At 65.8% G+C, this 18,520-nt stretch carries 16 protein-coding genes and 1 pseudogene; 8 read left to right on the top strand and 9 right to left on the bottom strand.

Annotated elements, in window-relative coordinates; translation table 11 throughout:
* A pseudogene (locus ACFOW6_RS03815) lies at positions 1 to 264 on the bottom strand (hypothetical protein); the annotation flags it as partial.
* A 421-nt stretch (positions 265 to 685) separates the two neighbouring features.
* Between ACFOW6_RS03815 and ACFOW6_RS03810 the strand changes: the two are divergent.
* A complete protein-coding gene (locus ACFOW6_RS03810) occupies positions 686 to 1,651 on the top strand; it encodes an aldo/keto reductase (RefSeq protein WP_382420995.1) in 966 nt (321 codons plus the stop codon).
* Between the two features lie 24 nt (positions 1,652 to 1,675).
* On the opposite strand, the gene ACFOW6_RS03805 is transcribed toward ACFOW6_RS03810, so the two are convergent.
* Positions 1,676 to 2,359 carry a pyridoxamine 5'-phosphate oxidase family protein gene (locus tag ACFOW6_RS03805; RefSeq protein ID WP_382420994.1) on the bottom strand — a complete coding sequence of 228 codons (684 nt, stop codon included), beginning with the start codon at positions 2,357 to 2,359 and terminating at the stop codon, positions 1,676 to 1,678.
* Positions 2,360 to 2,478: 119 nt separating this feature from the next.
* On the opposite strand from ACFOW6_RS03805, the gene pdxR reads away from it, so the two are divergent.
* Positions 2,479 to 4,035 carry a MocR-like pyridoxine biosynthesis transcription factor PdxR gene (gene pdxR / locus ACFOW6_RS03800; protein ID WP_382420993.1) on the top strand — a complete coding sequence of 519 codons (1,557 nt, stop codon included), beginning with the start codon at positions 2,479 to 2,481 and terminating at the stop codon, positions 4,033 to 4,035.
* Position 4,036: 1 nt separating this feature from the next.
* Here pdxR and ACFOW6_RS03795 read toward each other — a convergent pair whose 3' ends face one another.
* Together ACFOW6_RS03795 and ACFOW6_RS03790 are read right to left on the bottom strand one after the other, a co-directional pair.
* Positions 4,037 to 4,918 carry a 4-(cytidine 5'-diphospho)-2-C-methyl-D-erythritol kinase gene (locus tag ACFOW6_RS03795; protein ID WP_382420992.1) on the bottom strand — a complete coding sequence of 294 codons (882 nt, stop codon included), beginning with the start codon at positions 4,916 to 4,918 and terminating at the stop codon, positions 4,037 to 4,039.
* A 22-nt stretch (positions 4,919 to 4,940) separates the two neighbouring features.
* The gene (locus ACFOW6_RS03790; protein ID WP_382420991.1) at positions 4,941 to 6,743 is read right to left on the bottom strand and encodes a tetratricopeptide repeat protein; all 1,803 of its coding nucleotides are present in this window, start codon (positions 6,741 to 6,743) and stop codon (positions 4,941 to 4,943) included.
* 213 nt (positions 6,744 to 6,956) lie between these two features.
* On the opposite strand from ACFOW6_RS03790, the gene chrA reads away from it, so the two are divergent.
* Positions 6,957 to 8,183, top strand: a complete 1,227-nt coding sequence (gene chrA, locus ACFOW6_RS03785; RefSeq protein WP_382420990.1) for a chromate efflux transporter — start codon at positions 6,957 to 6,959, stop codon at positions 8,181 to 8,183.
* A 22-nt stretch (positions 8,184 to 8,205) separates the two neighbouring features.
* Here the strand turns inward: chrA and ACFOW6_RS03780 are convergent, their stop codons facing one another.
* Positions 8,206 to 9,858 (bottom strand): electron transfer flavoprotein-ubiquinone oxidoreductase, encoded by a 1,653-nt coding sequence (locus tag ACFOW6_RS03780; RefSeq protein ID WP_382420989.1) that lies wholly within the window; start codon positions 9,856 to 9,858, stop codon positions 8,206 to 8,208.
* A gap of 229 nt (positions 9,859 to 10,087) precedes the next feature.
* On the opposite strand from ACFOW6_RS03780, the gene ACFOW6_RS03775 reads away from it, so the two are divergent.
* The 3 genes from ACFOW6_RS03775 to moaB all read left to right on the top strand — a co-directional run bounded on the left by ACFOW6_RS03775 (position 10,088) and on the right by moaB (position 13,519).
* Positions 10,088 to 10,960 carry a uracil-DNA glycosylase gene (locus ACFOW6_RS03775; RefSeq protein WP_382420988.1) on the top strand — a complete coding sequence of 291 codons (873 nt, stop codon included), beginning with the start codon at positions 10,088 to 10,090 and terminating at the stop codon, positions 10,958 to 10,960.
* A 156-nt stretch (positions 10,961 to 11,116) separates the two neighbouring features.
* Positions 11,117 to 12,934, top strand: coding sequence for a lytic transglycosylase domain-containing protein (locus ACFOW6_RS03770; protein WP_382420987.1), 1,818 nt, complete (start codon positions 11,117 to 11,119; stop codon positions 12,932 to 12,934).
* Positions 12,935 to 12,976: 42 nt separating this feature from the next.
* On the top strand, positions 12,977 to 13,519 hold the full coding sequence (moaB, locus tag ACFOW6_RS03765; protein ID WP_382420986.1) for a molybdenum cofactor biosynthesis protein B: 543 nt from the start codon (positions 12,977 to 12,979) through the stop codon (positions 13,517 to 13,519).
* Here the strand turns inward: moaB and ACFOW6_RS03760 are convergent.
* Genes ACFOW6_RS03760 through ACFOW6_RS03750 form a run of 3 tightly spaced genes read right to left on the bottom strand, consistent with a single transcriptional unit; the run spans position 13,516 to position 15,566 of the window.
* Entirely contained in the window at positions 13,516 to 14,118 is a 603-nt protein-coding gene (locus tag ACFOW6_RS03760; protein WP_382420985.1) for a TIGR04282 family arsenosugar biosynthesis glycosyltransferase, read from the bottom strand. The genes moaB and ACFOW6_RS03760 overlap by 4 nt on opposite strands.
* A complete protein-coding gene (locus tag ACFOW6_RS03755; protein WP_382420984.1) occupies positions 14,115 to 14,813 on the bottom strand; it encodes a TIGR04283 family arsenosugar biosynthesis glycosyltransferase in 699 nt (232 codons plus the stop codon). Before ACFOW6_RS03755 ends, ACFOW6_RS03760 begins: the two co-directional genes overlap by 4 nt.
* 21 nt (positions 14,814 to 14,834) lie before the next feature.
* A complete protein-coding gene (locus ACFOW6_RS03750; RefSeq protein WP_382420983.1) occupies positions 14,835 to 15,566 on the bottom strand; it encodes a hypothetical protein in 732 nt (243 codons plus the stop codon).
* A 290-nt stretch (positions 15,567 to 15,856) separates the two neighbouring features.
* On the opposite strand from ACFOW6_RS03750, the gene ACFOW6_RS03745 reads away from it, so the two are divergent.
* The gene (locus ACFOW6_RS03745; protein WP_382420982.1) at positions 15,857 to 16,954 is read left to right on the top strand and encodes a CobW family GTP-binding protein; all 1,098 of its coding nucleotides are present in this window, start codon (positions 15,857 to 15,859) and stop codon (positions 16,952 to 16,954) included.
* Positions 16,951 to 17,367 carry a phosphoribosyl-AMP cyclohydrolase gene (hisI, locus tag ACFOW6_RS03740; RefSeq protein WP_449267347.1) on the top strand — a complete coding sequence of 139 codons (417 nt, stop codon included), beginning with the start codon at positions 16,951 to 16,953 and terminating at the stop codon, positions 17,365 to 17,367. The genes ACFOW6_RS03745 and hisI overlap by 4 nt, the downstream gene beginning before the upstream one ends.
* Before the next feature lie 50 nt (positions 17,368 to 17,417).
* Here hisI and ACFOW6_RS03735 read toward each other — a convergent pair whose 3' ends face one another.
* A complete protein-coding gene (locus tag ACFOW6_RS03735; protein ID WP_382420981.1) occupies positions 17,418 to 17,783 on the bottom strand; it encodes a helix-turn-helix domain-containing protein in 366 nt (121 codons plus the stop codon).
* Positions 17,784 to 18,520 lie beyond the last annotated feature (737 nt).

Genomic DNA, 18,520 nt, shown 5'->3' with positions numbered 1-18,520 from the left:
CATGCGCAGGTTGATCAGCGCCAGCGAGCGTTCGTCCTGCCAGGCCGGGGCGTAGATGTCGAACTGCCCCAGCGAGCGCTCGGTCCCGATCTTGCCCCCCATCTCCAGCCAGCCCGACCACTTGGGCCCGCCTGTCGCACCTTCCTGTGCCAAGGTGGTGGAGGCGGGGAGTATCAGGGCCGTCGTCACCACCAGAGTCGCCTTAAGTGCAGGGAAGCAGCTGCGCCTCCCACTGTTGCGCATCTCCTGCTTCTTGCCGGACATGAGTCCCCCGCTTTCACGGAAGCCTGTAAATTACAATTTTTCACTTATTTGCGTAAAAACCTAACTTCGTGAAAAAAGAAGTGTCAACCCAAGGCTTTCGACAGCCTTTTGACAGGGGTCAGGGCGTTTCTGCGCGTTACCTTTCCGTGCCTTCATCTGAGTGACTTTAGCTCTTATTTTTAATAAGTAATTCAATATCAAATACTTATGTGCTCTAATTTCTTATTCGAAACTGGATCGATGTTTGGGCACGCCTTTCACTTGATCATTGGGATTGGGATGCCTCTTTAGCGACTTCAAGCTTCCAGGCTTAGCCGGCTCCGCTTTTGCCGCTGCTTTTCTCGCTGTAGTCTGAACGCATTCGGGGTCGCTCAGGAACCTGAATGGCGTGCCATAACTGCATCCGAAGGGAGGGGTCGTCATGGGACATGATTTTGCGGAGAGTGGAGGCTACAGTCACAGCCGCCGCCGTGTGCTGGGGATGGGGGCGGCTGTGGCGGGGTGGTCGCTCCTGCCCGGGTCGCTGGCCTTGGCCGCGGAGGAGGCCGGTGGCCGCGAAGGCGAGGCCATTCGCAAGCGTCCCATCCCGGGCACGAACGAGCTGCTTCCGGTCATGGGCCTGGGCTCCTCCGGCGCGTTCGAGGGGCGGGAGGCGACTAAAATGGACGCCTTGCGCAGGGTTATGGAGAGCTTCGTGGAGCTGGGCGGCACAGTGCTGGACACCTCGCCCAGCTACGGCAACGCCGAGGCCAACATCGGCCGGCTTGCGCGAGAAACCGGAGTGCGCGACCAGTTGTTCATGGCCACCAAGGTGCGCAGTCGGAAAAAGGAGGCCGGCCTCGAACAGATAGCGCAATCGGCCGAGCTGCTCGGCGAGCCCATCGACCTGATGCAGATCCACAACTTCATTGGCCTGGAAACCCAGTGGAGGCTGCTCAGAACCATGCGAGGCGAGGGGCGTCTGCGCTATATCGGCCTCACGCACTTTCGCACCAGCGCCTTCGAGCAGCTGGAGCAGGAAATGAAGAGCAAGGACATGGACTTCGTCCAGTTCAACTATTCGGTCATGACGCCGGAGGCCGAAGAGCGCCTGTTGCCGCTGGCCGCCGATCGCGGCATCGCCGTGATCGTCAACCGCGCCTTCAACGACGGCCGCTTCTTCCAGCAGGTCCGGAACGAACCGCTGCCGGGCTATGCGGCGGAGTTCGACTGCACCTCCTGGGCCCAGTTCGCGCTGAAGTATGTGCTGAGCCACCCGGCGGTCACGGTGGTGATTCCCGCCACCAGCGATCCGGAGCACCTTATGGACAACATGCAGGCGGGCTACGGCGCGCTGCCGGACGAGGCCATGCGCCGGCGCATGCGGGAGACCATGGCCTCGCTGTAAGCGGAGTCAAGGCCAAGCCAGGCGTCACCCCAGCCGGATCTTCCGCACATACTCCGGTGTGGCGACACCCTCCTTCAGCTGGCTGTCGGGCTCGGGCTGGCCGATCTCGCGGGTGATGGGGACGACGCCGGCCCAGATGTCCAGCTCGTAATCCTCCTCGTCGTCGATCGGGCCGCCATCGCGGATCTTGCAGGCGACCTCCTCCAGCTTGAGGGAGAGCAGGCTGGTGGCCTTGAGTTCCTGGGAGGTGACCGGGCGCAGGTCGGCCCAGCGGCCGGGCGTTATGCGGTCGACGAAGCTTTCCAGCACCGCGGTCTTCTCGGCTTCGTCCTTGACCAGCTCGGCAGTGCCGTAGGCCATCACCGAGCGGTAGTTGAAGGAGCTGTGAAAGCCCGAGCGCGCGAAGACCACACCGTCCAGGAAGCTGACCGTGAAACAGACGGAGACGCCCTTCTTCAGCTGCTTCAGCATGCGGCTGGCCGAGGAGCCGTGCCAGTAGACCCGGTCGCCCAGGCGCACGTAGGCCGTGGGCGTGACATAGGGCTGGCCGTCGATGACATAGCCAACATGGCATTCCAGGCCGGCGTCGAGGACGCGATAGACCGCCTCGCGCTCGGTGACGGCACGCTTGTTCGCCCGGCGCAGGCGCGTGCGATCGGTGACCTGGACGTGGCCGGAGGCGGCGGAGGGTGTGAGGGTGTCGGGCATGAACGGACTCTTCGCGAATGATCGAGGAAGCGGAACGCAGAATGCCGCTGGAGTGGCTTGTCTGAAAGGTCCATAATCGGAAAACAATTGGGACCACTTCGATAGGAGATGTCGCTGCCATGTCGCGCAAGGCCTCGCGGGCCAGCCTGATCTCCCTGCCGCTGGAGCGTTCACCGGGGGCGCCGCCACTGCACCAGCAGCTCTACAGCCAACTGCGCCAGGCGGTGCTGGACGGTCGCCTGGCGGCCGACACGCGCCTGCCGTCCAGCCGCCTGCTGGCCGAGGAGACGGGCTGTTCGCGCAACACCGTGCTGAGCGCCTATGAGCAGTTGACCGCCGAGGGCTACATCGTCGGCAGGGTGGGCGCCGGATCCTACGTCAGCCGGGTCCTGCCCGAGGATCTGCAGCCCCATGGCAGCCGCGGGCACGCTCCAGCGGCCGCGCTGCAGGACACGGGGGTTGAGACAGCGGCGGAACTCGGAGCTCGAGCCCAGGCCATTCTCGCTCGCACCGGCCAGCAGCGTTCCACGGGCCTGTCGGCCTTCGCGCCCTTCTCCGTGGGTGCGCCGGACGGACGCTATTTCCCCTTCGACGTCTGGGGGCGCCTGGCCGGGCGGTTCTGGCGCGCGCCCGATCCTTTGCTGCTGAAGCAGGGGGATCCGGCCGGCCTGCCCGAACTGCGTCAGGCCATCGCCGACTATCTGGGGGCCGTGCGCTCGCTCACCGTTTCCCCGGAGCAGATCTTCATCACCAGCGGTTCGCAGCAGGCGCTGACCTGGGTCTGCCGCCTGTTGCTGGACCCGGGAGATCGAGTGTGGATCGAGGACCCGGGCTACAGCGGCTTCCGGGCGCCGCTGATGGCCGCCGGCGCCGAGCCCTGTCCGGTATCGGTGGACCGGGACGGCTTCGCGGTCGAAGAGGCGCTGGCCGGCCCCCAGGCGCGCCTGGCCGTGGTTGCGCCGGCGCGGCAGTTCCCGACGGGGGCCATCCTCTCCCTGGCCCGGCGACTGGAGCTGCTGCGCTGGGCGAGGGCCACGGGCGGCTGGATCGTCGAAGACGACTATGACAGTGAGTACCGCTATGCCGGCCGGCCGCTGGCGCCCATGCAGAGCCTGAGCGAGGGTGCTGAGCGAGTGCTCTATATCGGCAGCTTCTCCAAGGTGCTCTTCTCGGGCATTCGCATGGGCTACCTGGTGGTGCCGCCGGCCCTGGCGGAGCCCCTGCGCCGGCTGCGCCACGCCATCGAGGACCATCCGCCCCTGGCCATGCAGCCGGTGCTGGCCGCCTTCATGAAGGAAGGACACTTCGCCGCGCACGTGCGACGCATGCGCCTGATCTACGCGAAGCGCCAGGCCTGCCTGCGGGCGCTTTGCGCCGAGCACTTGCCGGAGGACGTCCGGCTCGAAGGCCTGGAGGCTGGGCTGCACCTGCTGGCACGCCTGCCCGAACGGGACACGCGGGATGGCGGTGACCGGGCGGTGGCGGAACGGGCCCGGACAGGGGGCCTGATGGTGCAGGCCCTGAGCGCCTATTGCCTGGACCCGGCGCGCCGGGCGCGGCAACAGGGCCTGCTGCTGGGATTCGCGGCCACAGCGCGTTCGGAGATGCCCTGGGCTGTGCGTACGCTGGCCGGCGCGCTCGGGGACTCTCGAAGCGAGTCCCGTGCCGCGGGTTAGTTCAGGCGATCCACCAGTTCGGGTACCGCTGCCTGAGAGCCTCGGCTGCCTGCGCGCGTTCCCCGTGGTTGCGGTAGATAGCGAAGCAGGTGGCGCCGCTGCCGCTCATGCGGGCCAGGGCGCAGCCTTCGGTACGACGCAGGGCCCCCAGCGTTTGGGCGATCTCCGGAGCCAGGGTGCAGGCGGGTGCTTCCAGATCGTTGCGGCGTTTGCTCAGCACTTCGAGAAGGGTGTCCGCGTCGCCACTACCTGGCGGGTGCTCCGGGGCCTCGGACCAGGGTGGGGCGAGCAGGCGAAAGATGGCTCCGGTGGAGACGGGCACGCCCGGATTGACCAGCAGCATCTGCAGGTCGGGCAGGTCGGGCAGGAGTGCCAGCTGCTCGCCGATGCCGGTCATGTGCAGCGGTCGATTTTCCAGACAGGCCGGCACGTCGGCGCCCAGCTCCAGGGCCAGGTTCCGGCGTATACTCTCCGGCAGGCGCGTGCCCTGCAGTCGTTCCAGCAGGCGCAAGGTCGCTGCGGCGTCGGCCGAGCCGCCGCCCAGGCCGGCAGCCACGGGCAGGGTCTTGGTGAGGGTGATGGACAAGGCGGGAGTCCGGCCGGTGACCCGGCAAAAGGCCTCGACAGCACGGCTGACCAGGTTCGCCTCACGCGGCTCCCCCCGGAGGGTCGGAGCGAACGGCCCGGTGATGTCCAGGGAGAAGCTCTCGGCCGCCCGTGCCTCCAGCGTGTCGGCGGCGTCGGCGAAGACCACGAGGCTGTCCAGAAGGTGATAGCCGTCGGCGCGCCTGCCGGTGATCTCCAGCCACAGGTTGACCTTGGCCGGCGCGGTCTCGCGGACCACCTGCGTTGGCCGCAGGAGGGACTCGGCGGAGGCGGTCATGGTCCAGCTTGCGCGCGGTCCGTCAGATCGGCTGGCCTTCCTCGCGCTCCTCATCCTCGGGCAGGCCTTCCTCCAGCTTGCGCTCGATCTTCGGGATCTCATCCTCCTCGGGCTCGAGGCTGAGCGCGCGACTCCACTGAATGCGGGCCTCGCGCGTGCGCCCGACCTGCCAGTAGGCATCGCCCAGATGATCGTTGATGACCGGATCCTGGGGGCGCAGTTCCACGGCCTTCTCAAGTTGTTCGACCGCCTCCTCGAAACGCCCGAGGCGGTAGTAGACCCAGCCCAGCGAATCGACGATGTGCCCGTCCTCGGGCTGCATCTCCACGGCCTGGAGCAGCATTTCCTCGGCCTGTTCATAATTGCGCTTCTGCTCGACCCAGGAATAGGCGAGGTAGTTCATGACATACGGCTGTTCCGGCTGCAGGTCGAGCGCCTTCAGGAAATCGGCCTCGGCCTGGGGCCACCGGTCGATGCGTTCAAAGGCGATGCCGCGGAAATAGTAGATGCTCCAATGCCGCGGACGGGGATCCCCCAGGCGTTTGATAGCCCGGTCATAGGCCTCGGCCGCATCCTCGAAGCGCTCCTCCATGCGGTAGAGATTGCCCATGCGGTAGTGGGGCTCGAAGCGGCCGGGGCGTGTTTCGGCCAGTTCCTCGAGTTCGCTCAGGGCCTCCTCCAGCCGATCCGTGTTGTAGAGCTCCTCGGCGATGCGCAGGCGCGTGGACCAGGCGAAGGGAGAATCCTCGGGCATGTTGCGGTAGACGTCGATGGCCGTGCGCGAGCGTCCCGCCTGTTGCAGCATCTCGCCGATCAACACGCGCGTCAGGGTCAGGTCGGGTTCCACGGCCAGCGCGAAGTGCGCATGGATGATGGCGTACTGGACCAGGTTCTCCTGGCCCAGGACGCTGGCAATGTCGAACAGGGCCTGGGCATACCCCTGGCGTGGACTGCTCACCAGGGCCGGCGGTTCCTCGCCTTCCTCCAGGCGCTGGATCATGTCCGCAATCACGAGGCTTTCCGGATCCAGGGCACGCTGCTCTTCGTAGAGCTCCAGCGCGCGCTCCCTCTCGCCATGGCGCTCCAGGTAGTTGCCGACCACCCGGATAATGCGCAACGACAGTTCCTGCGAGCCCTCCAGCAGGGTCTCGACGGCGGCCTCGGCACCCTGCTCGTCATCGAACCAGTCGTGAAGCAGCAGGCGGTGCAGTTCCAGCAACGGGGTCAGGCTGGTGTTCTCCTCCAGCGTTTTCAGCTGGTCCAGGGCCGCGTCCTTGTCGTCGCGCGCCGCTTCGACCCAGGCCAGCAGGAAAGGGTTCGACACGCTGTTGATGCCCTGCTTCGGCTGCTTTGCGATGTGGGTCTCGGCGCGCTGCGGATCGTCCTCGATCAGCGCCTGGGTGGCCAGGGCCAGTTGTCCGATGGGCTGGACGATGCCGCGCTCTTCCATGCGCTGCGCCAGCTCCACGGCCGTTTCGAAACGGCCTTCGGTGGCCTGGAGGATGAAGGTGTGGACGAGGATCTCGTCGTTGTCGGGTTCCTGGGCCAGCACGTTCTGCATGAAGTCCGCGGCGCTGGACAGGTCCTGTTCGCCCTCCGCGACAAGCGCGGCCAGGTACTGGCCGTACTTCGACTTGTGGCTCGGCAGTTCGAGCCCGCTGCCCGCCGAGCCCTGGCCGGAGGCGTTGGCGGAAAGGCTGCCATCGGTTCCGGCAGAGATCCCGGAAGCCTGGGCGTGACTGTCGTTTCCATCGCCAGCGAATGCCAGGAAGGCCGTGGCCAGGAAAGCGAGCAGAAGAGCGGAGAGGCGGAGGCGTTCAGTCATGAAGACAACCTAATGCATGATAGGGCCCGATGGAATCGGTCGGGTGTGTCGAAGCCCGGAAAGCTGAATCTATGCCAGAACTGCAGTTGCCTCAACGTTCCTTCAAGGTTGGAGCCATGCCGCACGGCGTCCGGCGCGATGCAGGATGGAGGGCGCTGGTTTCGGCACAGGGCCTGGTTTAGAAGAAAGGTGGTACGAGAGGGAGGAAGAGGCATGACAGCTGGAGGGGATGCGCACCCCCTACCGGAGAGGACGAAGGGCAGCTGGCTCGAGGTCTTCCTGATCTTCCTGCGCCTCGGTCTGACGTCCTTCGGTGGGCCGGTGGCGCATCTGGGATATTTCCGGGAGGCGTTCGTCAGTCGGCGCGGCTGGTTCAGCGAGAAGAGCTACGGCGACCTGGTGGCGCTCTGCCAGTTCCTGCCGGGGCCGGCCAGCAGCCAGGTGGGGCTCAGCATCGGTCTGGCGCGCGCCGGCCTGCCGGGAGCCCTTGCGGCCTGGACAGCCTTTACCCTGCCTTCGGCCCTCTTGCTGACGGTCTTCGGCTACGGGATCCTGGTGCTCGGCAGCGACATGAACGGCGACTACCTGCGCGGCCTGAAGGCTGCCGCCGTGGCCGTGGTGGCGCATGCCGTGTGGGGCATGGGGCGCAGCCTCTGTCCGGACCGGGAGCGCCTAACTCTGGCCGTGGCGGGGGCCATCCTGCTGGTGGTCTGGCCGCATCCCCTGGGCCAGGTGGGGGTGATCCTGGCGGGCGGGTTGATTGGCTGGCTGTTCCTGAAGAGCGAGGAAGAGCGCGATTACACGCCGCTCGATATCACCGTGCCGCGCAGCCTGGCGATAGCGGCTCTGGGGGTCTTCTTCCTGCTGCTGGCGGGCCTGCCGTTGCTGGCCGGGCTGTTCCCCGGCCAGACCCTGGCGCTGTTCGACAGCTTCTACCGCTCCGGCGCGCTGGTCTTCGGGGGCGGCCATGTGGTCCTGCCCCTGCTGCAGGCCGAGGTGGTGCCGACGGGCTGGATCGACGAGGACAGCTTCCTGGCCGGGTACGGGGCGGCCCAGGCCGTGCCGGGACCCCTGTTCACCTTCGCCGCCTATCTGGGCACGGTGATGGAGCCGGTGCCCAACGGCGTGCTCGGGGCGGCCATCTGCCTGGTGGCGATCTTCCTGCCCTCGTTCCTGCTGGTGATCGGCGTGCTGCCCTTCTGGGAGCAGCTGCGCCATGTCCAGCCCATGCGCCGGGCGCTGCTGGGGGTCAATGCGGCGGTGGTCGGCCTGTTGCTGGCCGCGCTCTATCATCCGGTCTGGACCAGCGGCGTGCGTGCGCCCAGCGACTTCGCCCTGGTGCTGGGCGCCTTCACCCTGCTGGCCTTCTGGCGGCTGCCGGCCTGGCTGGTGGTGATCCTCGCTGCCGCGGCCGGCGCAGGACTCGAGCTGCTGGCCTGAACCGCCTTCGTTCGGCAGAGCCTCACATGTTCGGGTAGTTGGGCCCGCCGCCGCCTTCGGGTGTGGTCCAAACGATGTTCTGCTTCGGATCCTTGATGTCGCAGGTCTTGCAGTGCACGCAGTTCTGCGCGTTGATCACGAAGCGCGGGTTCGAGCCGTCGTCGTCGCGCACCACCTCGTAGACCGCGGCCGGGCAGTAGCGCTGCGCCGGTTCGTCGTAGAGCGGCAGGTTGTGCTCGATGGGGATCGAGTCATCATTCAGCTTCAGGTGCACCGGCTGGTCCTCCTCGTGATTGGTGTTGGAGATGAAGACGCTGGACAGCCGGTCGAAGGTGATCTCGTTGTCCGGCTTGGGATAGTCGATCTTCGGCATCTGGTCAGCCGGCTTGAGTGTCTCGTGATCGGCGTGCTGGTGATGCAGTGTCCAGGGCAGGCGCCCGCCGAAGAGCTTCAGGTCGAGGCCGCCGTAGAGCATGCCCAGCGTCATGCCCCAGCGTGCCGTGGCCGGGCGCAGGTTGCGGGCCTTGTAGAGTTCGTCATGGACCCAGGAGGTGCGATAGGCCTCCTCGTAGTTGTCCAGCGTGCCATAGCCTGCGTCGCCGCCGGCCATGCGCTCGGCGATCGACTCGGCGGCCATCATGCCGGTCTTCATGGCGGTGTGGCTGCCCTTGATCTTGGGCACGTTGAGGAAACCGGCCGTGCAGCCGATCAGCGCGCCGCCCGGAAAGGCGAGTTTGGGCACCGACTGGAAGCCGCCCTCGTTCAACGCGCGCGCGCCGTAGGAGATGCGCTTGCCGCCCTTCAGCATGGGCTTGATGGCCGGATGCAGCTTGAAGCGCTGGAACTCGTCGAAGGGGGAAAGGTGCGGGTTCTGGTAGTCGAGGCCCACCACGTAGCCGACATAGGCCTGGTTGTTCTCCAGGTGATAGATGAAGGAACCGCCCCAGGTCTTGTCGTCCATGGGCCAGCCCGAGGAGTGCAGCACGAAGCCTTCCTTGTGCTGGGCGGGATCCAGTTCCCATAGCTCCTTGAGACCGATGCCGTAGGTCTGGTGGTCGCTGACTTCGCGCAGGCCGAAACGCCTCTCCAGATCCAGGGTCAGCGAGCCGCGGCAGCCTTCGGCGAAGAGCGTGTACTTGGCGCGCAGCTCCATGCCCGGCATGTAGCCGTCCTTCTGGCTGCCGTCGCGGGCCACGCCCATGTCGTTGGTGGCGACACCCGCCACGGCGCCGTCCTCGGTATAGAGCACTTCGGCCGCGGCGAAGCCGGGATAGATCTCGGCACCCAGGGCTTCAGCCTGCTCGGCCATCCAGCGGCAGACGTTGCCGAGCGAGACGATGTAGTTGCCGTGGTTCTGGGTCTGCGGCGGCAGCAGCGGGACGGGCAGGGAATAGCTCTTGGTCTCGGTCAGGAAGAGGAACTTCTCGTCCGCGACCGGAACGTTGAGCGGCGCACCCTTGTCCTTCCAGTCGGGGATCAGCTCGTTGAGCGCGCGCGGTTCCAGAACGGCCCCGGAGAGGATGTGCGCGCCGACTTCGGAGCCCTTCTCGAGAACGCACACGGAGATGTCATTGCCGCTTTCGGCCGCCAGCTGGCGCAGGCGGATGGCCGCGGCCAGTCCCGAGGGTCCGGCCCCCACAATGACGACATCGTAGTCCATGTATTCGCGTTCCATCGATCTCTCGCTCCCTTGCTGGAAAGTCCCGACTGTTCCTGCGTTTGGCCAGCCTTGCGTGACCATCCCGTCCCCCAGGAAATCCATTAACGATTCCAGGAGACTCTGTCACGGCGACCTGTTCTTATCCCACCCCGCCTTCCGGTTCTCGCGCACTCGCCCCGACGTTGCGGCAATTGCCGTTCCTTCCCCGGGGAAGGGCTGCTAATTTCAGACCATGACGTCCGCAATGTCCAACAGAGAAGCGTTGGCCGCCCTGGAATGGCTGCTCGAGGCCGGGGCGGACGAAGCCGTGGGCGAGGAGCCTGTCGACCGCTTCCAGACGGCGCAGCCCGTGCCGGCGGAGCCTTCTGCCACGCCTGAGCGTGCCGCCGCGCCGGCTCCGGCCGCCCAAGGCGCGTCTGCGGCGCCCCCGCAAGGCATGCAGGAGCCCGCCGTCTGGCGCCCGGCCGGCCAGGGGCCGCTGCAGCCGGCCGAGACCGTATTGCGAGAGGCCCGCGATCTCGCCGCGGCCGCCAAGGACCTGGACAGCCTGCACGAGGCGATCCGGACCTTCGAGGGCTGTGAGCTCAGGAAATCGGCGAGCAACACGGTCATCTTCCGCGGCAGCAAGGATCCCAGGGTCATGCTGATCGGCGAGGCGCCCGGCCGCGACGAGGATATCCAGGGCGAACCCTTCGTCGGCGCGGCCGGGCGCATGCTGGATACCATGCTGACCTCGGCCGGCATCGCCATCGAGGAGGTCTACATCACCAACATACTGTTCTGGCGTCCGCCGGGAAACCGCACGCCGGACACGCGCGAGATCGGCCTGTGCCTGCCCTTCGTGGAGCGCCAGATCGAGCTGATCCGTCCGGATCTGCTGCTGATGATCGGCAATGTGTCGGTCAAGACCCTGCTGGGCACGACCCAGGGCATCACCCGTCTGCGCGGCAAGTGGTTCTCGTATCAGCACGATGGCCTGACTGCGCCCATCCCGGCGATTGCCAGCCTGCACCCGGCCTATCTGCTGCGCCAGCCGGCCCAGAAGCGTCACGCCTGGCGGGATATGCTGGCGTTCCGGGCCGCCCTGCGCGGCGAACAGCCGCCGGAGATCGGCTGAGCGATCCCGTCCTTCCTCCTGCCTGTGGATAACTCTGCGCCAGGGTGACTGGAAGATTCTGAAAAAGAGGATAAAATGCGACCGGGGCATTGAAGAGAATAACGGGCAGAAGGAAGACTCGTGCTGACGGAAATCACATGGCGCAGATGTTGCGCCATGGGGATGATAGGCCTGTGTGCCGTCCTGTCCTGGCAAGCCGTGTCTGCAAATGGGGCGGCGGCACAGACTCCCCCTGCGATCATACATGACACCAAGACCGCGGCCTTGCCGCGACTCGGTCCGGAGGTGCGCGACAGCCTGCCGAAGGTGATCTCGGCCGCCGACGCGCGACGCTACCAGGAGGTCTTTACCCTGCAGGAGGCCGGCCGCTGGGAGGCGGCGGATGCCGTCCTGTCGCGGATCGGGGACGACAGGCTGATGGGGCACGTCCTGTTCCAGCGTTACATGCATCCCACCGCCTATCGCTCCAGCTATCGTGAACTGGCAGACTGGCTGGCGGACTATGCCGATCATCCGGGCGCCGAGCGGGTCCACAGGCTGGCCCTGCAGCGTCGTCCCTCGGATGGGGTTGCGCCACCAGCGCCGGACGCGGCGGGGAGATTGAGTCTCGAGCTCGATTTGGAGAGCCCCGAAGTCCCGCAGGTTGCCGATGAACGCAGCGCCGAGGCGCGGCGCAGGGCTCAGGAATTGCTGGGGCAGATTCGCCAAAATGTCCTGAACACGCGCCTGACCGCCAGCGAGAGGACACTGGCCACGGACGCCGCCCGAACCACTCTGAGCCGTACGGAAATGGCCCAGGCCCTCGGCAAGGTGGCGCACGGCTGGTATTTCCACGGCAACTTGGCCAAGGCGATTGATCTGGCGGAGAAGGCCACGGAACAGGCCTGGAAGCGGGCGCCGCAGGCCCACTGGATCGCCGGTCTGGCGGCCTGGCGGCTGGGGCGTATCGACCGGGCGCGCGGCCACTTCGTGGCCCTGGCCTCTTCGCCCGGTGCGGCGGACAACCAGCGCGCCGGCGGTGCGTACTGGGCCGCACGGGCGGCCCTGCGCCAGGAGAAGCCGCAGGAGATGAGCCGCTGGCTGCGCGCCGCCCTCAAGTACCCGCGGACATTCTACGGGCTGGTGGCCCACTATGCCCTTGGATTGCAGCCCCGTTTCGACTTCGCGCGCTATGCGCCCGATGCGCAGACCCTGGAGAGCCTGATGAAGCGGCCACGCATTGGCCGTGCCCTGGCGCTGGCCCAGGCGGGGCGCAGCGAGGAGGCCCGCGCGGAGTTCGCCATGCTGGGCGGCACGCTGGACGAGAGCCAGGTCGAGGGCGTGCTTTACCTGGCTGATCGGGCAGGTGTGCCGTCGCTCGCCTATCGGCTGGCCGACAGCCTGTTAGGTGAGCTGGGCTCCAACGACATGATGGGCTCTCTCGATGTCGGTCTCTTTCCGCTGCCCCCCTGGGAACCCCACGGCGGCTTCCAGGTGGATCGGGCCCTGCTCTACGCCTTCATGCGGCAGGAATCGAACTTCCAGCCCGGCGCCAGCAGCGGCCTGGGGGCGCGCGGCCTGATGCAGATCATGCCGGCTACCGCGCGTTACCTGGCCTCCAAGCGCGAGAGCCTGCAGCCAATCAGCGGACAGCCGCTGGACAAGCCAGACGTCAACCTGGCCTACGCCCAGCAATACCTGCTCTACCTGATGGAGGAACAAGCGGCAGGCGGCGACCTCATACGGCTGATGATCTCCTACAATGCCGGTCCCGGAAACCTGCAGAAGTGGGAAGAGCAGTTGGCGGATGCGACCGGGGACGTGCTGGCCGATCCGCTGTTGTTCCTGGAAAGCCTGCCGTCCTACGAGACGCGGCACTTTGTCCGGCGTGTCCTGACAAATCTGTGGATTTACAGGAAGCGCCTGGGTCAAATACCGTCTTCCCTGGAGGATCTGGCGAGCGGCAGCTGGCCGCACTATGCCTCCTATGACTGAAGGCGCTTTGTCCGGCAAAGCGCAACGTGGAGGAACTCCCCGATGGCGTCCATTGACGAGAGCCTGCCTTTCCTGACGGTCAACATCGCCCTGTTGACCGTCTCGGACACGCGCGGGCGTGCTGAGGACAAGTCCGGCGACCGGCTGGAAGAAATGGTCCGGCGCGACGGGCATCAGGTGGCTCGGCGCGAGATCTGCCGCGACGAGCTCGGCGATATCGTGTCCTTCCTGGAGGACTGTATCGCCGATCCGCAGGTCGACGTGGTCATCTCGACGGGCGGTACCGGGGTGACTGGTCGCGACGTGACGCCGGAAGCCTTCCGCCAGGTCCTGGACAAGGAGATCGAGGGCTTCGGGGAGCTCTTTCGCTGGATCAGCTACCAGAAGATCGGCACCTCGACTCTGCAGTCACGGGCACTGGGCGGTGTCTCACAGGGCACCTACCTCTTTGCCCTGCCTGGCTCGCCCGGGGCCTGCCGTGACGGTTGGGAAGAGGTACTGCGTCCGCAGCTGGACAGCCGCCAGCGTCCCTGCAACCTGGTGGAGCTAATGCCGCGCCTGCGCGAACAGCTGGTCCAGGCCTAGCCTGCGCGCCGCCAGCGCAGGAAATCGTCCGCCTCGTCCACGTCGAACAGCCTGTCGGCGAAGGCATGGCGCCCCGGCAGGCGTTCCAGGACGGCCGCGCAGGCCGTGTCGGTGCCCCAGGCGATGCCCGTGAAATCCGGAGGCCGGGGGTGGCGCCCCGAGGCCCCAATGAGCCAGAAGCCGCCGTCCTCGGCCGGGCCGATCACCCAGTCGTGACTGCGGAGCGCCCGGAGTGCCCTGGCGATGTGGACAGCGTGCACGCCGGCTATGTCGCCCCCAATGACCAGGCGTGGTGCGGCGGGGAGTCCCGGCGGATGGGGGCACAGCTCTGCCAGGATGCGCTGGCCGAGATCGCCGCGGCACTGGACGTGACGGGGCAGGCGGCGGGCCGCGGGCACGGGCGCCCGTACGGCGTCCGGAACCAGGGCCAGCCGCAGCTGCCAGCGCGGATCGTGCCCGAGCCGCCGGACCAGCAGCGCCAGGTTGTCCCGTTGGAATCGCCAGGCTGCGCGCTCGCCGCAGCCCGCGGCCAGGCGCCGCTTGCCCATGCCAAAGCGGGGCTGGCGCGCCATGACGACGAGCTGGGCTCGCCGGCTCATCGATATCCCCGCGCCAGGTATCTCTCGGGAACGCCGAGGAGATACAGGGTGAGGCGGCAGAGATTGAGACAGGGGCGTTTCCACCAGCCCTGCTGTTCGTACTTGTCGGCGGCCGTAACGATCTCGATGGCCAAGGGGCGCAGGCGGGCCCGGCCCAGGCGCCGGACCAGATCCACGTCCTCCATCAGCGGGATGTCCCGGTACCCGCCCACGGCCTCGTAGGTCGTGCGTGCGATCAGGAGACCCTGGTCCCCATAGGGCAGGCCGAGGCGCGCCGCGCGCCAGTTGGCCAGCCGCTCCACACGGCGAGCTGCCGGCCTGTTGCTGTCGAGGCGCAGGCGTCCGTAGCCTGCTGTGTCGCGGGATCCTTCCGCGCTCATGAAGCGCCGCAGCGCCGTCATCCAGTCAGGCGGGAGGCGGCTATCCGCATGCAGGAAGAAAAGCCATTCACCGTTGGCTGCCTCCGCTGCCGTGCGAAGCTGCCGGCCGCGGCCCGGCGGGCCGTCCAGGAGACGACATCCCCGTTCCCGAGCCAGTTGGCGGGTGCCGTCGGTGGATCCTCCGTCGGAGATGATGAGTTCCACGGGAAAGGACGCGTCATCGGTGAGATTGGCGCCTGCCTTCAGGCTGTCCAGGCAGGCCCTCAGCCGCTCGGCCGCGTTGTAGGTGGGGATTATGAGGGAGAGCCCGGGCATGCAGCGCTGAAGTGGCGCAGATCACGGAAAGCTGCAGCGTTCGTGGGTCACCTCGACATAGCCGCGCTGCTGGGCTTGGGCGGTGAAGCGGTGCTCGTTGCCGGAGGCGACGACGGAGAAGTGCAGCGGCAGCTCTCCTTCGAATTCCTCTTCCTCGCCGCCGATCAGGGTGGCGGTGACGGTCAGCGGCTGTTCGGGATCGAACCAGGCCTCGGGATTGCCATCCTCGTTGACGGCGGAATCTCCCAGGGCGCTCAGCGTGACCGCGCCGTCGGCGAAGGTGGCACTGTTGTTGCCTTCATTTGTGTAGATCGGGGTGTCGACCAGGAACCGGCGAGATCCCGTAGGGCCGCTGCAGTCGCGATCGCGGCTGACGGACTCCAGGACGAAGGTCAGGCGTTCAGCGTCCACCCCGTCCTCGATCCGCTGTCGCGCCAGCTCGAGCAGGCGTTCCATCTCGCCCTCCGGCACATCCCTCTGGTAGCGTTCCTCAAGGGTTTCGGCACGCTGCAGGGCCGCCTGGTGCTGGTTCTCCAGGCGACCGTTCTCACTCTGCAATTCGCGGACCTGCTCCCGGCTTTCGGCCAGCTGCTGGCGCAAGGCGTCGCTTTCTCCCTGGCCGATCTGCAGGCCCATGCCATAGGCGACCCAGCCTACAACCGCCAAAAGCCCAAGGATGACGATGAGCTTGACCAGCGTCCAACGCCGGTGCTTGCGGCGACGTTCGTACGGATCGCGAAAACCCAAGGACATTCTTCAGACGGCCCCCACACGGACGGACAAAGGAGTTTGCTCTGGAATCAGGACACTCAACCCCACCTTGGTCGGGCGCGTCGAATAGTCCGGGACAGCAGCTTGATATCGCTTCTGACCGGCATGATACGAAGTCAGACTCATTTGCCAAGCGCGCAGGAGGCAAACTGGCCGGGAAAAATGTCGGCTTTCGGGCAGAGGCGAAGCTTGTGCCGAACGCCTGCAACGCTACACTCCGACCCTCTCGCCTTCATGGGCGAGGTCGAGATCCGACACTGTGAGGTGAACCTGTGTCCCTGCTTCCGGTTTCCATTCTGACAGGCTTTCTCGGCAGCGGAAAGACCACGTTGCTGCGCCACCTTCTCGGCCAGCCCGAGCTGTCCGATACGGCGGTGATCGTGAACGAGTTCGGCGAGGTCGGACTGGATCACATGCTGGTTGCCGATAGCGAGGAGAAGATCGTGGAACTGAACAGCGGCTGTCTCTGCTGTACGGTGCGCTGGGACCTGGTGACCACTCTGGACGAACTCTATGCCAAACGCGAGGCCGGGAGCATTCCCGCCTTCTCGCGGGTGGTGATCGAGACCACCGGCCTGGCCGATCCGGCCCCGGTGCTGCACACCCTGATGAACGATCCCAAGCTGGCTGCGCGTTTCCGCCTGGACAGCGTCATCACCGTCGTGGACGGAGTGAACGGGCTGGCTACGCTGGATCGGCACGAGGAGGCGGTTAAGCAGGCCGCCGTTGCCGATCGCCTGGTCATCACCAAGGGCGACCTGCCCGAGGCCGAGGTCGATACGCTGGAAAGCCGGTTGGGCCAACTCAATCCCGGCGCGGCCCGGCTGCGCGCGATCATGGGCGAAGTGCCCGCGGATGCGCTGTTCGGTGCCGGCTTCTACGCCCTGGAGGAACGCGGCGAGGACGTTCGCCGCTGGCTGCGCGAGGAGGCCTATCAGGATGCGGCCGGGCACGATCACGCGGAGCATGCCCATGCGCACGACGGTTCCCAGGCGCATGCGCATGACGTCAATCGTCACGACGATCACATCCGGGCGTTCTCCATCGTGCGCGAGGAACCCGTATCCGGGGCGAGGTTCTCCCTGTTCCTGGAGCTTCTGGTTGCCAACCGCGGCCCGGACATCCTGCGCGTGAAGGGCATCGTGAACATTGCCGAGAAGCCGGACAAGCCGGCGGTCATTCACGGGGTCCAGCACCTCTTTCATCCGGTGGCCTGGATGGATAGCTGGCCGGATGCGGACCGCTCCACGCGTCTCGTCTTTATCACCCGGGATGTCTCCCGGGACTGGGTGGAGAAACTGCTCGACGCGCTGACGGGAGAGCGGGAGGAGACGGATCCGGTGCTTCAGGCGGGAGACAGGCGAGAATGAGCGGAACGAAGCCGGGGAAGACGGGCGCAATTGCCGACGAGAAGCTGGTTGCGGAGGTTGTCGCGGCGCTTGCCTTCAACGAGGCGGGCCTGATCCCGGCCATCGCCCAGCAGTACGACAGCGGCGAGGTGCTGATGCTGGCCTGGATGAATGCCGAGGCGGTGCGGGAGACGTTGCAGGCGGGCCGTGCCTGCTATTGGTCGCGTTCCCGCGGGCAGCTCTGGCGCAAGGGGGAGAGTTCCGGGCATGTGCAGCAGCTTGTCGAGTTCCGCTATGACTGTGACCGGGATGCGGTGCTGCTAGTGGTGGACCAGACTGGACCGGCCTGCCACACGGAGCGCCCGAACTGCTTCTTCCATGCCGTGCGAGATGGGTCCGTCAGGATCATCTCGGAGCCGCGCCCGCAGGACTGAGCCAGAATCCGGCCTGCGACAGTCACGGCTGATCCCGGAGCCGTGGGAGTTTACTCGTCCGAGGCCTTGGCCATGGCACGGCACAGGCGGGCCAGGGCTTCCCGGCACTGGGAGTCGCTGATCGTCGAGAAGTTCTGGGCAAGATCGAGCCCCAGGCGCTGATGTTCCGGCATACTGGACTCCTGCCCGTTCACGATATCCTCGAAGAAATAGTTCACGTCGACCTCGAGTGCATCGCCCAGGTCGAAAAGGCGGGCCGCCGAAATCCGGTTGGCTCCACGCTCGTATTTGTGGACCTGCTGATAGGTGATCTCGAGACGCTCTGCCAGCTGTTGCTGGGTATAGCCGAGCTGGGTGCGGCGCAATCGTATGCGGGCACCGACCGACTGCTCGATCTTGCGATGACGTGAATCCATAGTTTTCAATCAAGTAACCGCGGGAGTTGTCATTTCGGATTGTATACCGTCGCCAGACAATGCCTTCGATCTGCCGCAAAAAGCAACTGAAAGTTATGTCAGTGCACGCATATCTGCCGATATTATTTTGCGGCGCGCATTTGTCGCAGGAGAACTTCGCGTAAAAAAAGAAAAAGAAGCAGAGTTAATGCGTAAATAAGCTTTAAAAATGAACGACTTAAGGTTGCGCTCTCCCAAGGGGCGGGACTATGCCTTATTCAAAGGTGTATTGTAATGAGAAATGCCTCTTATAATTACATATAGGGGCGCGGATGCCGAAAGGGGCTGCCGTGAGCGAGCGTGACTTTTTTCGGGCGTGAATAGGACGAGGATGGGGCGCTGGGGCCTATCTCTCTCTTATGAAAGGTTTTTTCCTGGAGATTCTTGATGGGGATATGCAGCGCTCTTTGCGAGCGGGCTGGACGACCTCCCCCAAGCCGCGGAGAATGCCGTTAAAGATTGAGGCAAACTTGAATCACTGTCGCAAGGTCGTGCCGTGGTGCTCGCCTCCGGCAGCTGATGGCGGCTTCATGATTTCTTAAGAAGTGGAAACGATGCTGGTCTATCTCCTTACGCACAGGGATCCGCAAGGATGCGGTTTCGGGCGGTCAACAAAAGCTTGCACCAGGTAGGGGTAATAAGCGGTGGCGCCGGTAGAACATAGGGCTACGCAGTGGCAGGATTGGTACAGGGCGGTG

The organism is Fodinicurvata halophila (assembly GCF_042651425.1).
GTDB classification, from domain to species: Bacteria; Pseudomonadota; Alphaproteobacteria; order Kiloniellales; family DSM-21159; genus Fodinicurvata; species Fodinicurvata halophila.
Note: the sequence above shows the minus strand (reverse complement) of the source record. Positions and strands in the feature narration are given on the sequence as shown.

Bases quoted from the DNA above. Each gene is read 5' to 3' on its own strand.
- ACFOW6_RS03810 (WP_382420995.1), top strand. From the start codon at position 686: ATGGGACATGATTTTGCGGAGAGTGGAGGCTACAGTCACAGCCGCCGC.
- ACFOW6_RS03805 (WP_382420994.1), bottom strand. From the start codon at position 2,359: ATGCCCGACACCCTCACACCCTCCGCCGCCTCCGGCCACGTCCAGGTC.
- pdxR (WP_382420993.1), top strand. From the start codon at position 2,479: ATGTCGCGCAAGGCCTCGCGGGCCAGCCTGATCTCCCTGCCGCTGGAG.
- ACFOW6_RS03795 (WP_382420992.1), bottom strand. From the start codon at position 4,918: ATGACCGCCTCCGCCGAGTCCCTCCTGCGGCCAACGCAGGTGGTCCGC.
- ACFOW6_RS03790 (WP_382420991.1), bottom strand. From the start codon at position 6,743: ATGACTGAACGCCTCCGCCTCTCCGCTCTTCTGCTCGCTTTCCTGGCC.
- chrA (WP_382420990.1), top strand. From the start codon at position 6,957: ATGACAGCTGGAGGGGATGCGCACCCCCTACCGGAGAGGACGAAGGGC.
- ACFOW6_RS03780 (WP_382420989.1), bottom strand. From the start codon at position 9,858: ATGGAACGCGAATACATGGACTACGATGTCGTCATTGTGGGGGCCGGA.
- ACFOW6_RS03775 (WP_382420988.1), top strand. From the start codon at position 10,088: ATGTCCAACAGAGAAGCGTTGGCCGCCCTGGAATGGCTGCTCGAGGCC.
- ACFOW6_RS03770 (WP_382420987.1), top strand. From the start codon at position 11,117: ATGGGGATGATAGGCCTGTGTGCCGTCCTGTCCTGGCAAGCCGTGTCT.
- moaB (WP_382420986.1), top strand. From the start codon at position 12,977: ATGGCGTCCATTGACGAGAGCCTGCCTTTCCTGACGGTCAACATCGCC.
- ACFOW6_RS03760 (WP_382420985.1), bottom strand. From the start codon at position 14,118: ATGAGCCGGCGAGCCCAGCTCGTCGTCATGGCGCGCCAGCCCCGCTTT.
- ACFOW6_RS03755 (WP_382420984.1), bottom strand. From the start codon at position 14,813: ATGCCCGGGCTCTCCCTCATAATCCCCACCTACAACGCGGCCGAGCGG.
- ACFOW6_RS03750 (WP_382420983.1), bottom strand. From the start codon at position 15,566: ATGTCCTTGGGTTTTCGCGATCCGTACGAACGTCGCCGCAAGCACCGG.
- hisI (WP_449267347.1), top strand. From the start codon at position 16,951: ATGAGCGGAACGAAGCCGGGGAAGACGGGCGCAATTGCCGACGAGAAG.
- ACFOW6_RS03735 (WP_382420981.1), bottom strand. From the start codon at position 17,783: ATGGATTCACGTCATCGCAAGATCGAGCAGTCGGTCGGTGCCCGCATA.